10 protein-coding genes are annotated in these 14,025 nt (G+C 38.5%); 6 read left to right on the forward strand and 4 right to left on the reverse strand.

Translation table 11 applies throughout. The annotated features are described in order from the left end of the window. Nucleotides 1-86: 86 nt before the first annotated feature. Both GVK91_RS12150 and GVK91_RS12155 read right to left on the reverse strand, forming a co-directional pair. Nucleotides 87-1,832: an ATP-binding protein gene (locus tag GVK91_RS12150; RefSeq protein ID WP_159729026.1), complete on the reverse strand. Its 1,746-nt coding sequence runs from the start codon at nucleotides 1,830-1,832 to the stop codon at nucleotides 87-89. After that, the gene (locus tag GVK91_RS12155; protein ID WP_200845611.1) at nucleotides 1,829-3,169 is read right to left on the reverse strand and encodes a sigma-54 dependent transcriptional regulator; all 1,341 of its coding nucleotides are present in this window, start codon (nucleotides 3,167-3,169) and stop codon (nucleotides 1,829-1,831) included. Before GVK91_RS12155 ends, GVK91_RS12150 begins: the two co-directional genes overlap by 4 nt. Before the next feature lie 225 nt (nucleotides 3,170-3,394). Between GVK91_RS12155 and GVK91_RS12160 the strand changes: the two genes are divergently transcribed. From GVK91_RS12160 to GVK91_RS12170, 3 genes are all read left to right on the forward strand, one after another. Further along, the gene (locus tag GVK91_RS12160; RefSeq protein WP_159729030.1) at nucleotides 3,395-4,990 is read left to right on the forward strand and encodes an ABC-F family ATP-binding cassette domain-containing protein; all 1,596 of its coding nucleotides are present in this window, start codon (nucleotides 3,395-3,397) and stop codon (nucleotides 4,988-4,990) included. 287 nt (nucleotides 4,991-5,277) lie between these two features. Beyond that, nucleotides 5,278-7,014, forward strand: a complete 1,737-nt coding sequence (locus GVK91_RS12165) for a GMC family oxidoreductase (protein WP_120334875.1) — start codon at nucleotides 5,278-5,280, stop codon at nucleotides 7,012-7,014. Nucleotides 7,015-7,018: 4 nt separating this feature from the next. Continuing rightward, the gene (locus GVK91_RS12170; protein ID WP_159729032.1) at nucleotides 7,019-7,651 is read left to right on the forward strand and encodes a gluconate 2-dehydrogenase subunit 3 family protein; all 633 of its coding nucleotides are present in this window, start codon (nucleotides 7,019-7,021) and stop codon (nucleotides 7,649-7,651) included. 52 nt (nucleotides 7,652-7,703) lie between these two features. Here the strand turns inward: GVK91_RS12170 and GVK91_RS12175 are convergent, their stop codons facing one another. Beyond that, nucleotides 7,704-8,603 carry an OmpA family protein gene (locus tag GVK91_RS12175; RefSeq protein WP_153846156.1) on the reverse strand — a complete coding sequence of 300 codons (900 nt, stop codon included), beginning with the start codon at nucleotides 8,601-8,603 and terminating at the stop codon, nucleotides 7,704-7,706. Between the two features lie 103 nt (nucleotides 8,604-8,706). Continuing rightward, nucleotides 8,707-9,231, reverse strand: coding sequence for a hypothetical protein (locus GVK91_RS12180; protein ID WP_120334876.1), 525 nt, complete (start codon nucleotides 9,229-9,231; stop codon nucleotides 8,707-8,709). Nucleotides 9,232-9,709: 478 nt separating this feature from the next. On the opposite strand from GVK91_RS12180, the gene GVK91_RS12185 reads away from it, so the two are divergent. The 3 genes from GVK91_RS12185 (at nucleotide 9,710) to GVK91_RS12195 (ending at nucleotide 14,021) form a co-directional block, all read left to right on the forward strand. Beyond that, nucleotides 9,710-10,084, forward strand: coding sequence for a hypothetical protein (locus GVK91_RS12185; RefSeq protein ID WP_153846155.1), 375 nt, complete (start codon nucleotides 9,710-9,712; stop codon nucleotides 10,082-10,084). 65 nt (nucleotides 10,085-10,149) lie between these two features. After that, nucleotides 10,150-12,123 (forward strand): transglutaminase domain-containing protein, encoded by a 1,974-nt coding sequence (locus GVK91_RS12190; protein WP_159729035.1) that lies wholly within the window; start codon nucleotides 10,150-10,152, stop codon nucleotides 12,121-12,123. After that, complete coding sequence (locus GVK91_RS12195; protein WP_159729037.1) at nucleotides 12,120-14,021, forward strand: DUF3857 domain-containing protein; 1,902 nt, start codon at nucleotides 12,120-12,122, stop codon at nucleotides 14,019-14,021. The genes GVK91_RS12190 and GVK91_RS12195 overlap by 4 nt, the downstream gene beginning before the upstream one ends. The last annotated feature ends 4 nt before the right edge of the window (nucleotides 14,022-14,025 follow it).

The following is a 14,025-nucleotide window of genomic DNA, read 5'->3' on the forward strand; positions in this document are numbered from 1 at the left end:
GCCGATCCTGCAGCCTCTGCGTAGCAAGCTGCAGGATCTTTCAATCCCTCGTAAAGGAAGAGCTTAATGAAAAGCTCTTCCTTTTTTTAAGTGGATTGTTTAAGCGGTGCAATAGGAAGGTAAACGAAAAATGTACTTCCAGTTCCAAAAACACTTTGCACATCAATCTCTCCCCCCATGCTTTCGATAAATTCCTTGCTTATGCTTAACCCCAAGCCTGTTCCTTCTTTTGTACCCCCTGGAACACGGAAATACCGATCAAAAATCTTCACTAAATATTGTACCGGGATTCCTTGTCCCTGATCTTCAACACGCAAAAGCACCCTGGCGCCCATTCTTTTGACAGCAAGACAAATCGCCCCCCCTTCATCGGAATAACGAATTGCATTGGACAGTAGATTCGTCAATACCCATGCGGTCTTCTCGTTATCAATAAAAACCATTGGCAGTTCCTCTTCCAGTTCAACCTGTAGTTGAATTTTCTTTTGGTCAAGCATTGAACGATTGGCTAAAAGGGCATAATCTATAATCGGTCCGATTGTCGCCGGATTCAGCTTCATCTGAATGGTACCGCTCTCCACTTGTGCAATATCCAAAAGTTCCCCCGTAATTTTCAGAAGCCGCTCTGTATCATCAGCAATTCCTTCAAGCAAGTCTTTTTGTTCTTCATTCAACTCTCCAATCCGCTTATTCTCGAGCAATTGGATCCCCATACGTATTGATGCGATTGGTGTCTTCAGTTCATGAGATACCGTTCCAATAAAATTTGTTTTTGCGACATCACGTTCCTTAAAACTTGTCACATTCCTCAACAAAATAAATTGTCCAATAAACTGCGAACTCTCCTCTCCCGTTGGTACAACATTGATGTCAATGACCTCCAATTCAAAGTAGTTATCTTTTCCATAGGCAAAGATCTGAACCAAACCCAGATGCTCGGATTGCTGGTTTAAAGCGTTGATCCTATCGAGAAGCTTACGAATCAAATCATTGGAAGAAGCTATTTTTGCTAATTTTTGCCCCTCAAATTCTGCGTGTTTTAACCCCGAGAGCAAACAAGCGGGTTCATTTGCAAAAAGCACTCTTTTTTCCTCATCTATCCCTATAACGGCATCATGCATATTATCAATAAGCGCTTCAATTCTCTTTTTATGCTGCAAGATCTTACCCAATTTACTTTCCGTATATTCCTCGAGTTTTTGAGCCATTGTATTGAACGATTGCGCCACTTCTCCAAATTCATCCTTTCGCTTAAAATGAAGTCTCCTTTTATAGTTCCCAGCAGCAATCTGTTTGATACTATCGGTTAATTGTACAATGGGACCAGCAATGGCCAGGGGGAGATTGACAAGCAATACAAACGCAATCATAAAACAGATCGCACCTACAATGGAGATCGCCAAAATAGCTTTTTCAGCTGTTGCATTGGCGATATTATTTTTGTTTTCAATTGCCTGCATATTGAGATACATTAGCTGAAATATATCTTTGTGTAAGTCAGCAGCAATTGTAGAATCTTTCAGCTGTTTCGTTAAACTCAAAAAGTGATGATCTACACGTTCGGTCACCGCTCGTTCTCCAGGCTCAGTTACATTGCGCTTTTGGAGTCTTAAATTATGTTCAAATAGCGCAATGCTCTTCCCATTCGTATGAAGATCTTCCAAGGCCAACAGCATATTTCTGGAATAATGCAACGTATTATAATTGTCGACTAAAATATTATTGGTATCTTTTTTTAATCGATAAACATAATACCCACTCACTATTGCAAGCAGTAAGATCATAAAAAATAAAAATCCTACCCCGAATGTCAGCTTTGCTTTAAGTTTCATTGGATTTTATATTCTTCAATTTTTCGATACAAGGTAGCTATGCCAATTTCTAACAATCGAGCAGCTTCAGCTTTATTTCCATTCGTATGTTTCAATACACGTTGTATATGTTGCCTCTCCATATTGGACATTGAAAAGTTTGATAAGACGCTTGCCCCTTCTCTATACTCACGTTCACCAAAAGGAAGGCCCTCAACACCTAATATGCCGCCCTCGCTCAAAATCACACTGCGCTCAATCACATTTTTCAGTTCACGGATATTTCCCCGCCATAGGTTATTTTCCAATGCCAGCACAAACTCAGGGGTCATCCGCAAGGGTTTCAAGTTGGATTTTAAAGCAAAGATATCAGCGTAGTATTGTGCCAAAGTTGCTATATCTTCAATGCGCTCACGCAGTGGTGGCAATTCAATCGTGAAAACGGACAACCTATAAAATAGATCACTCCTGAAATGGTCAGATGCAATTTCGGTTTCGAGATTTCTGTTGGTCGCGGCTATGATGCGTACGTCCACTTTCGTTGGTTTGGAGTCACCTACTTTTAAAAACTCGCCCGTTTCCAAAACACGGAGAATTTTGGCCTGAAGTTCCACAGCCATCTCCCCGACTTCATCCAGAAAAATAGTCCCCAAATGTGCTTCTTCAAATAAACCCCGCTGATCTTTAGTAGCACCGGTAAAGGCACCGGATTTATGACCAAACAGCTCGTTTTCCAGCAGATCTTTTGTAAATGCGGCACAGTTAATGGCCACAAAACTACGCTCTCTCCTGGAACTCGCCTGATGGATTGCCTGTGCAAAAACCTCCTTACCGGTACCAGTCTCGCCTGTGAGCAAGACCGTTGTATTTGTAACGGCAACTTTTTGTGCCATGCCAATGGCAGCCTTTATTGCACTAGATTTTCCAATAATCTTATCGAAAGAAAGTCTATCTCCCAATCGCTTTTCTAACTGTTGTACCCTTCTTGCCAATGCAACCTTTTCACTGGCTTTATAAAGTAGGGGTATAATGCGATTATTGTCATCTCCTTTGGTAATATATTCAAAAGCACCATTTTTTATCGCCCGAACACCGTCCGGTATATTCCCGTATGCTGTCAATAGAATAATCTCTACAATTGGATACCGCTCTTTAATTAATTTGGCCGTTTCTACCCCATTACCGTCAGGTAGTTTGACATCACAAAGTACAACGTCCACATCACTGACTTCAAGCTTTTTCAACCCCGATTTAATATCAGCAGCTTCAATCACATCAAAACCTTCCAGGCTAATAATTTTGGCCATCAATTTCCGAAGTTTCTCTTCGTCATCTATAAGGAGAACTCTATTCACAATATTCGTTTTTTCAAAAGTACAATTTGTCCGAAGCAAATAGTAGAAAAATAAACAATTTGACTATTCCTCAAAAACTTTCCCGTCATCAAAATAAAAAGGCTATATTTGCTTCTCTCAACATCCTTAAAACTGCATGTAAGATTAAAATTCTTTAGAACGAAATAAATACCATCCATTGACAATACCTGTCCAAATGGTCTTTTCTAACATTTAAAGAATTTCAACATGCTTTCATTACAACAACTTTCTTATATACATCCGAATAAAGATTTATTGTTTGGGAACATAAATCTACACATCAATGCGCAAGAGAAAATAGCGCTCATCGGCCACAATGGTGTCGGCAAATCAACTTTATTGCGACTGATTGCCAAAGAACTATTACCTTCCAGTGGCAGCGTACAAGTCAGTACCAGTACCTATTATGTCCCTCAAGTTGTGGGACAATTTGAGGATAATACAGTCGCCGAAGCACTTGGCATTGCCAAAAAATTAAATGCACTCCACGCCATATTAGCTGGCGATGCGTCTGAAGAAAATTTCAATAGACTTCAAGATGATTGGACCTTGGAGGAACGATGCCAAGAAGCTTTCGAGCAATGGGATCTACACGATATCCAGTTGACACAGAAGATGTCGTCCCTTAGTGGTGGACAAAAAACAAAAGTCTTATTGGCCGGAATCCACATTCACCGATCCGAACTTATTCTTCTTGATGAACCCAGCAACCATTTGGATATGGATAGCAAAACGCTACTATACGATTGGATTCAATCAAGCAAAAACACAGTGATTATTGTCAGCCACGATAGAACCCTGCTTAATTTACTGGATGACATGGCCGAAATGACCCCAATGGGCATCAAGCGGTATGGGGGGAATTATGCCTTTTACGAAACTCAAAAAGAGACCGAGCGCCATGCGTTACAACAAGATATCCACCACAAGGAAAGGGCGATCAAAATTGCAAAGGAGAAAGAAAGAGAAACAATCGAACGCCAAAATAGATTAAACAACCGCGGTCAAAAAAAACAGGAAAAGGCAGGTGTAGCGCGCATCATGATGAATACACTGCGCAATAATGCTGAAAAGAGTACCGCCAAGATAAAAAATGTGCATCAGGACAAAATTGGAGATATCAAATCCGATCTACAGGAACTCCGAGGTTCACAATCTGCACTGGATGAGATTAAAATAGATTTAGGAAACAGTACCTTTCCAACCGGAAAGAGTATGGTCAAAGTCGAAAATGTCAATTTCAAGTATGACTCACAAGGACTCTGGCCAGCTAATATCAACTTTCAATTATTCAGTGGAGATCGTATCGCACTACAAGGACAGAATGGATCTGGTAAAACGACATTTGTCAGACTTCTACTCGGCCAATTGACACCTGTACAAGGAAAAATTGAACGCCAATCATTTCGTTCGATATATTTAGATCAAACATACTCCATTTTGTCTTCGCATCTAAGTATTTACGAGCAGGCCCAGCAATTCAATAGCGACGCGCTACCTGAACATGAGATCAAAATTAGGCTCAATCGGTTCTTATTTGGAAAATACGATTGGGACAAGCCCTGCCAATTGTTGAGTGGTGGTGAAAAAATGCGTCTGATATTATGTTGCCTCACCATTCAGCAACAGTCTCCAGATTTAATTATTCTTGATGAACCAACAAACAATTTAGATCTTCAAAATATCCGGATTCTAACCCGAGCGATTCAGCTTTATAAAGGTACGCTACTCGTCATTTCACATGATGCGGTCTTTCTACAGGAAATCCATATCAACAAAGTCATCAAACTAAAAGACCTGTAAATGACAACTGCGTTTATTCCGTTGCAACGGAATAAACGCAGTATTTAATGACTGCTCTCCATAAAATTTTAATAAAACACGGTATTTTTTGTAACAATCCCATATTCTTTATTTAAAATCTGCTAAATCGATAAATTAAATTAAAAAAAACAAATTTTTATCGATATATTCACGATGATTTTAAACATGAAACAATAACCATTAAATTAATTGAACCTTCTCATTTACATAGCAGCCTTAGGGCAAATGTAGCGTACAGGCCTCTCAATTAATTACTTCATTTAATTATGTCAGATTATCAAATTAAAGAAAATCCCGAATTATTTGACGCCATCGTAGTTGGTTCCGGCGCAGGTGGTGGTATGGCAGGTTATATACTTGCACATGCGGGGCTTAAAGTATTGATGCTGGAAGCAGGTCCTTTTTATGACCCAGCAAAAGATTCGTTACAACTACGCTGGCCTTGGGAATCTCCAAGAAGAGGTGCCGGTACCACAAGACCATTCGGGGATTTTGACGCCGCCTTCGGTGGCTGGCAAATCGAAGGTGAGCCCTACAGCAAGGTAGCGGGAACTGAATTTGAATGGTTTAGAGCACGTATGCTGGGCGGCAGAACCAACCACTGGGGTCGAATTTCATTACGTATGGGACCTGACGATTTCAAACCAAAGGATGGAGTAACAGACGAATGGCCTATCACTTATGAAGAAGTTAAGCCATTTTATGACCGTGTAGATCGAATGATCGGAATATATGGCACGGCAGAAGGTATTCATAACGAACCCGATGGTATTTTTATGAAACCACCTAAGCCACGCTTAAACGAATTATATATTGCAAAAGGTGCCAAAAAAGCTGGAGTTCCAGTGATTCCCGGAAGAGGAGCCGTGCTAACCGAAGTATCAAAAGATATTAAAGATCGAGGTACCTGTTTCTACTGTGGCCAATGTGGTCGTGCATGTAAAGTTTATGGAGACTTTTCTTCTTCATCTTGTCTGGTTATTCCAGCGATGAAAACGGGTAATCTAAAGGTGATAGACAATGCAATGGTAAGAGAAGTCATTACAAATGATGAAGGAATTGCAGTTGGTGTTTCTTATGTAAACACCAAGGATTTGCAAGAATATACCGTTAAGGGAAAAACCGTTATTTTGGGTGCTAGCGCCTGTGAAAGCGCGCGGATCATGTTAAATTCCAAATCAAAATCGCATCCTGGGGGTGTTGGTAATAGCAGCGGTTTAGTCGGAAAATATCTCCACGATTCTACAGGGGCCAGTTTATCGGGCTTTTTACCACAACTACTTGACAGGAAGCGTTATAATGAAGATGGCGTTGGAAGTGTCCATATTTATTCACCATGGTGGGAAGATAATGCGAAGTTGAATTTCCCAAGAGGTTACCACATCGAATATGGTGGTGGTTTACATATGCCCTCTTATGGATTTTTAAATTGGGTACCGAAAGTAAATGACCTTGCGAAAAATTCGGATGGGAAGTCAAAAGCCAAAGGCGGTTATGGTACTGCATTAAAAGAAGATTTCCGTAGCTATTATGGTGCAAATGTAGGTATGGCAGGCCGGGGAACGGCATTGGCAAGAAAAGACAATTACTGTGAAATTGACCCCGATAAAGTCGACAAATTCGGAATTCCTGTGCTACGTTTCAACTACAAATGGGCTAATGAAGAAATAGCACAAGCCAAACATATGCAAGAGACATTTCAGTCTATTATGCACGAAATGGGCGCTGTAATTACTTCTAAAATACCAGGAGCAGATACATTGTATGGACTGGAAGCTCCCGGAAAAATTATTCATGAAGGTGGTACCACAAGAATGGGAAATGACCCTAAAACCTCCGTTTTGAACAAATGGGGACAAGCGCACGATTGTAAAAATCTCTACGTCGTGGATGCGGGACCATTTGTACAACAAGGTGACAAAAATCTGACCTGGACAATACTCGCTTTATCAATGCGGACAGCAGAATATATACTTCAAGAAAAGAAAAAATTAAACGGTTAAAAGCATGAATAGAAGAGAATCTTTAAGAGCATTAGGATTAATTGCAGCTGGATCTGGTCTTTTAACCGCAGCTTGCAATTCAAAAGATGCTAAAAATGCAGTAGCAGACAATAGCAAAAAATTACCTGGAGTCCAGGATTTTGAATACGAACGTACGGAACAATTATACGCCGAAAAGTTTTTTGACGAACATGAAATGGCCACAATCACTGTTTTGGCAGATATTATTATTCCTAAGGATAACATTTCAGGAAGCGCTTCGGAAGCGGGAGTACCCGATTTTATCGAATTTATCGTAAAAGATTTGCCTGATAATAAAATCCCTATGCGTGGCGGACTTCGTTGGCTGGACCTCCAGTCCAAAAAGCGTTACGGAACAGTATTTATCAAATGCAGTGCAAAAGATCAACTTGCATTGGTGGATGATATCGCCTACCCTGATTTGGCAAAACCGGAAATGAAACAAGGTGCTGCCTTCTTTTCATTGATGCGCAACCTGACTTCCTCGGGATTTTACACGAGTGAAATAGGTGTAAAAGATATTGGCTATGCCGGAAATAAACCCGGAGTCTGGAATGGTGTACCAGATGATGTGTTGAAAGAGCACGGTTTTGACCCGACTAAATTCTTTGGATAATAAAAAAATCCTTTCCGAAAACGGAAAGGATTTTTTTTCACCTCATTAAAATCTATTGTGCCGATGGTACCTCAGTAGCCTCCGGAGCCTTATCAATCAACTCCATAAATTGATCCAATTTAGGGGTGATAATAATCTGCGTTCTTCTATTCCGTTGCTTACCTAGTGCCGTAGTGTTATCTGCAATTGGATTATATTCTCCCCTACCGCCTGCAGTTAAGCGTTTAGGATCCACACCATATTTATTTTGTAAAGCCTGTACCACAGAAGAAGCCCGTAAGGTACTTAAATCCCAGTTATTCCGAATATTAGGTTTAGAAATTGGATCGGTATCGGTATTACCTTCAATCAATACTTCATAATCTCTGTAATCCTGGATAATTTTTGCAATTTTACTTAATGTCTGATCAGCTCTATCATTAATTTCATAGCTACCGGATTTGTAAAGCATATTATCAGCAAGTGAGATATAAACTACCCCTTTTAATACCTGTACATCAACTTCCTGCAATTCCTCACGGCTAAGCGATCTTGTCAAATTATTGGTCAATACCAGATTCAAGGAATCGGATTTGTTTTTCGTCTCAACAAGATGCTTAATATATTTATTTGAAGCGTTAATTTCATCAACCAACTTGGAAATATTAATATTTCCCTGTGAATTCTGATTAATACTGTTATCTAGCGATTTCTGCAAAGCAGCATAAGCCGATCGGAGATCCGTATTATTTTGTCGTTCGGAGGCCAACTGATCTTCTAAACTCTTGATCCGTGTCCGACCCTCAGCCAATTGAAGCTGTCCATCCTGATATTGCTTGGTCAATTGACTGTGCTCCGTTTGCAATTTACTATAGTCGGACTGTAAACCAGCATATTGCTTTTTGCTGACACCACATCCGATAACAAACAAACTGGCCGTTAATACAGTCATTGGAAAAACTAAATTCTTCATGATATACTCTTTTTGTAGATGTTGAATTAATTCATACAGCAAGATACGCAATATTCTAGCCAAAATACCCCACAGTCTTGTCAAATTAACAACCTTTAACGTCCTATTGGGCTAGCTCCTTCAGCTCTGTAGCGCTAAATACTTGCCCACCTTTAAGATAGGGATTTGCGCCTTTGAGATAATTATAAATAATTGATTTAGCCTCTTCATTGGGTAATTTATAAAGATTTTTAACAAGGAAATTTTTATCCTCAAGGATATTATTGTTATATCCCAAAAAAGAAGGCGCATGCACCTGTACGCTCCAACGTATAAACCGTGCTTCAATATGATTTGGATTTTCCTTAATCACTTCTTCCAAATGCTTTTTGCCCTCTTTGAACTGCCCAACTTTCTTAAAAGGATTGCCTATATGTTTCGCTAAAAGTATTTGATAAGCGGCCAGGTATACTTTCTCGGTCGGTGATTTGGCACCTTCCGTCAGCACCTCTAAATTATGTTCACACAGATCCTCATCCTTCACGGCCTCCGCATATTCTTTTCGAATTTTATCAATATTCACCTGTTGGCCAAGCCCAACTTTTGTTAAAGTAAATAGAGCAATTGTCAATACTATTCGTGTTATCATAATTATAAATCAGGCTATTTCAACAATTTCATTTTCCGACTTAAATTACTAAAAAAATCGAATTCAAATATTAATTTTCAATTATCATACCACAAAGCCAAAAATTCATGTCATCGTATCGCCACAGCTAGCTTTAAATAAGAGAAAAGTCTTCATTCAAGCATATTTTTAAAGCAATTTTGCGGCATGAAACTAATTTTAGCAACAAGCCCAGTATGGTTAAAAGTGATTTTGTCGATTCTATTTGGCGTTATATTAGGCTGCTTCTTAGGAGAGATTGTTTTCACCTTATTACAAGCCTAAGTTATTCATCATGATTGACATCCCGTCCTTTACCTGAGGATCTGGTGAATTTTATACCTACAGATAATCCGCTTATTACAGCTCCTTTGAGTAGGCCAATAAGTTTCATTATCCTTGCCAAAAATCAAATTATTTTTGCTATATTGGTTATACCAATATAAATTTAAAGCGAGCTATGGAGACAAAAGCAGAGTATCAGATTTGGGACACTATTGTGAATAGCGCAAAAACTAAATTCGATTATAAGCATATTCGTGCTATGTTCAAAAAGGAAGATGACGAAATAACCGATAAGTTTCTATTCCATATCATTGCAGGATTTGCCTGTGGTGAAAATCATCAGACCATTTCAACCAATCTTTTCAATGAATTACAGAGCATCAATTTTGAATGTAATGAAGAACAGATCGATAGGTTTATTGCTGATAAGCACGTAAAATTCAGTCCGGAAATCTACGCCACCTATCTTGCATTCTCTATGCTGGAAGATGGTGAAGATATCGATAACATCACCGAAATTATTAATAATCTTTTGCAACTAGACAAATAATTATTCTGAAGTATCGTTTAATTTTGGCTAAAAACTTATATTCGTGAATTATTACACCTATAGTTATGCGCCAGTTTTTAACGCTATTTTTAATATTTTCTATTTATACAAATAGTATAGCCCAAACTTTTGACTTTGGTAAGGTTTCTATTTCGGATTTCTCGAAAACAGACCTGGATAGTAATGCCAATGCTATTGTGCTCAATGAGTTTGGACGGAGTTCTGTTTTTGTTGATGATTATGATAATCGTATAAAACTTCAACATGAATACCATGTACTTATCCGGATCAATAACAAAGAGGGGTTTAAAAAAGCTAATTTTGAAATTCCCTCGTATAAACGCGGAAGTTACATACGTGACTATTTTGACGAACTAAAGGCTGTTACATATAACTTAGAAAATGGCAGGATCGAGAAAACAGAGCTTGAAAATAAGAAAGTTTTCAGGGAAAATTACTCGCCCTATCTGGACCTTAATAAATTCACCCTTCCGAATATTAAAGAAGGGTCTATTATTGAAGTGTCCTATCGGACGCTAGAGCAGGATTTATTTAATTTCAAGACATGGGAATTTCAAGATGATATTCCCAAAATACAAAGCCAATATATAGCTATTATTCCTGCTTCTTTCGCCTACAATGTAGTTTTACGTGGTCCTTACAAACTTGCCGATCAAAAAGCCGAAGCATTGAAAGAATATATTTTCCTGGATGGACTGCGAATGGATTGTTCAAAATTGACCTATACAATGAAGAACATTCCGGCATTTGTTGAAGAGGACTACATGACTTCGCCAACCAATTTCAAATCTGCTATCTATTATGAGCTTGAATCAATCTTTTATCCCAGTACAGGTAGCAAGAAGACATTTAGTAAAACCTGGAAAGACGTAGATACGGACCTAATGAATGAAAAGGCTTTTGGTGGTCAATTAAAAAAAACAGACTTATTCAAAGCCAGTTTAGCAACAATTGTTTCTCCTAATGACACCAAATTAGAAAAAGCAAAGAAGATATATAACTATATCAACAAACAAATAAAATGGAATAACTATTTAGGCAAATATGCAGAATCTGGCATTGAAAAAGCATTGGAAAAACGAACTGGCAATATTGGCGACATCAATTTAGCGCTAGTAACCGCGCTATTAACTGCAGATCTGGAGGCCTACCCTATTATTCTTTCAACGCGACGAAACGGAACTCCCAATGCCTTATTTCCCGTATTATCTGACTTCGACTATGTCATCGCCTGCGTAAATATAGATGGTGTAAAATATAAACTAGATGCCTCCAATTCATACTTACCTTTTGGAGAACTACCTTTACAATGTTTAAATGAACGAGGAAGAATTATCTACTCCAAAAAGAGCTCGGATTGGTTTCCGCTTACGGTAGAAGAATCTTCCGATGTGAGCTACGTATTGGAGGGAGCTTTAGATGAACAATCTAAAATTAAGGGAAAACTGACCATAAGTAGCAGGGGTAACAAAGCCTTCTTAAAGCGCCAACATATCGCCAAATTCAATTCTTTGGAGGAATATTGGGAAAAACTGGACGAAGAAATGCCCAACGTAACTTTAACAAAATCGAGTATCCAAAACCTTGAAGAAATTGATCAGCTATTGATAGAGGAATTTGATGTCATCGTAGATGTCTCCAAACAGATGGGACAAGACATATTATTGCTAGCGCCCAATGTTATTGACAGGATTTCCTACAATCCATTTAAAGCACAGGAAAGAACTTATCCAGTCGATATGGGTTTTAAATCCAAAACATTGTACTCCGTTAAATTGACCATTCCTGATCATTATGAAATTGCTGAGAAGCCTCAGAATGCATCATTAGCACTCCCGGAGTCAACTGCAAAATATAGATATGTAACGCAGGTCAATGGCAATCAACTTGAAATACTACAAAGCCTTGCGTTTAACAAAACTATATTTTCAGTCGATGAATATTTTTCGCTCAAAGAATTGTATTCACGTATTATTCAACAACAAAAGCTAGACATAAAATTAATCGGTAAAAAATGAAAATCGTATTCATCAACTTACTATACTTCCTGCTTCCGATCCTCGCAATTGGACAAGATAACTACGACGTCGCCAATATTCCAAGTGCATTAAAGAGCAGAGCAGTAGCAACTGTACGCAATGATAAAACTGTGGTAGAAATGAAATCGCCCGAACAGGTCATCACAACCATAACCTGTGCTATCACAGTTTACAATAAAAATGGGGACCGTTATGCCGCACTCCCAGTATATTATAATAAATCCACTGAAATCAAGAGTCTTAAGGGGGCCATCTATAACGAAATGGGGATATTGCAAAAGAAAATTGCAACGAAAGATTTCAAAGATATCAGCGCTGTGGACAACAGTACGATGTTTGCCGATTCTCGGGTAAAATTATATGTACCTGACTATCATAGCTATCCCTATACCGTCGAATACCAATACGAAGTTAGAAGTAAACAAAACTTGATCATTCCATCTTGGACTCCTGAGGTCTCAAATAATGTATCCGTAGAGAAAAGCAGCTTTCAATTTATTGCACCAATTGGCACTGAATGCCGAATTGAAACAACGAACTATAAAGGAAGTATCAAAGAAGAGAAAAATGACAAGACTGAAAGTAAGACATGGAATACTGAACAGATCGCTGCAAAAAAGGAGGAATCTTATAGCCCCAATCCTAACCTGAAAAGAATAAATGTACTCATCGTTCCCAAGAATTTTATTTATTATGGTAAGACTGGAAATTTCGGGGATTGGAAAGAATTTGGCCAATGGGTATCCAATAGCCTATTGAACAAAAAAGAAGATTTGACGGAAGCGTCTAAACAAAAATTTATAGCATTAACAAAAGACGCAAGCTCAGATAAGGACAAAGCAAAGATTCTATACAATTATTTACAAAAAAACACACGTTACATCAGTATTCAAATCGGCATTGGAGGCTTAGAACCATTTCCTGCTTCTGAGGTTGACCGCTTGGGCTATGGTGATTGTAAAGCACTGGCGAATTACATGCGAAGCATGTTGTCGGCGGTCAATATCCCTTCCTATTACTGTATTGTCGAAGCAGGCAGACGCAAAGAAAGTTTTCACAAAACCTTTGCAAATGCCCAGGACGGAAATCACGTCATTTTATGTATTCCATTCAAAAATGATACGACTTGGCTGGAATGTACGAGCCAAAACCTACCATTTGGTTTTCTTAGCGACTTTACCGATGATAGAGATGTCGTTGCTTGCACCGAAAATGGTGGAGTTATCATGCATACGCCGAAATATATTAACTCAACCAATCTTCAACTGCGCTATGCCGACCTAAAACTTTCGGAAGACGGAAGCATCCAGGGCACCTTAAATACCAAGTTCTATGGAGCCCAATATGAGAACCATATGGACGTGCTTTTAGCCAGCAATAATGATAAGAATAAACTTCTCACGGAATATTATAATATAGACAATATCAATTTCAATCAGGTAAACTATATTGAACATAAGGAGGAAAATCCATTTATTGAGGAGAACCTGAATATTTTTATCAAAAACTACGCTGTGAAAAATGGTAATAAACTTTTGATCCAGCCTAATTTATTCAATACACATTCCAATATTGCAGAAAGTAGAAATAGAACGGAAGATATTTTCATTGAAAGGGGTTACGCTGATATCGATAGCATTAGCATCGCCCTCCCAGAAAATATGCTCAAAAATATAACTCCTGAAAAGAAAATTATTAATAAACCATTTGGAAAGTATGAATTTAGGTCAGAAATAAAGGACAATAAACTATTCACCTACAGAAAATTGGAACTTTTTGAAGGCAGCTATCCTGCCAATGATTATGAAGACTTTTTCCAATTTCATAATGACGTAAGTAATTGCGACAAAGGGCGCTTTAATCTCAGCTTTCTCTAGTCGG

This window comes from Sphingobacterium sp. 18053, from assembly GCF_902706145.1.
Lineage (GTDB): Bacteria > Bacteroidota > Bacteroidia > Sphingobacteriales > Sphingobacteriaceae > Sphingobacterium > Sphingobacterium paramultivorum.

What these genes read in the sequence shown, in the direction of transcription:
- GVK91_RS12180 (WP_120334876.1), bottom strand. Translation starts at nt 9,231, where the DNA reads ATGATAACACGAATAGTATTGACAATTGCTCTATTTACTTTAACAAAA.
- GVK91_RS12175 (WP_153846156.1), bottom strand. Translation starts at nt 8,603, where the DNA reads ATGAAGAATTTAGTTTTTCCAATGACTGTATTAACGGCCAGTTTGTTT.
- GVK91_RS12165 (WP_120334875.1), top strand. Translation starts at nt 5,278, where the DNA reads ATGTCAGATTATCAAATTAAAGAAAATCCCGAATTATTTGACGCCATC.
- GVK91_RS12185 (WP_153846155.1), top strand. Translation starts at nt 9,710, where the DNA reads ATGGAGACAAAAGCAGAGTATCAGATTTGGGACACTATTGTGAATAGC.
- GVK91_RS12195 (WP_159729037.1), top strand. Translation starts at nt 12,120, where the DNA reads ATGAAAATCGTATTCATCAACTTACTATACTTCCTGCTTCCGATCCTC.
- GVK91_RS12170 (WP_159729032.1), top strand. Translation starts at nt 7,019, where the DNA reads ATGAATAGAAGAGAATCTTTAAGAGCATTAGGATTAATTGCAGCTGGA.
- GVK91_RS12190 (WP_159729035.1), top strand. Translation starts at nt 10,150, where the DNA reads ATGCGCCAGTTTTTAACGCTATTTTTAATATTTTCTATTTATACAAAT.
- GVK91_RS12150 (WP_159729026.1), bottom strand. Translation starts at nt 1,832, where the DNA reads ATGAAACTTAAAGCAAAGCTGACATTCGGGGTAGGATTTTTATTTTTT.
- GVK91_RS12160 (WP_159729030.1), top strand. Translation starts at nt 3,395, where the DNA reads ATGCTTTCATTACAACAACTTTCTTATATACATCCGAATAAAGATTTA.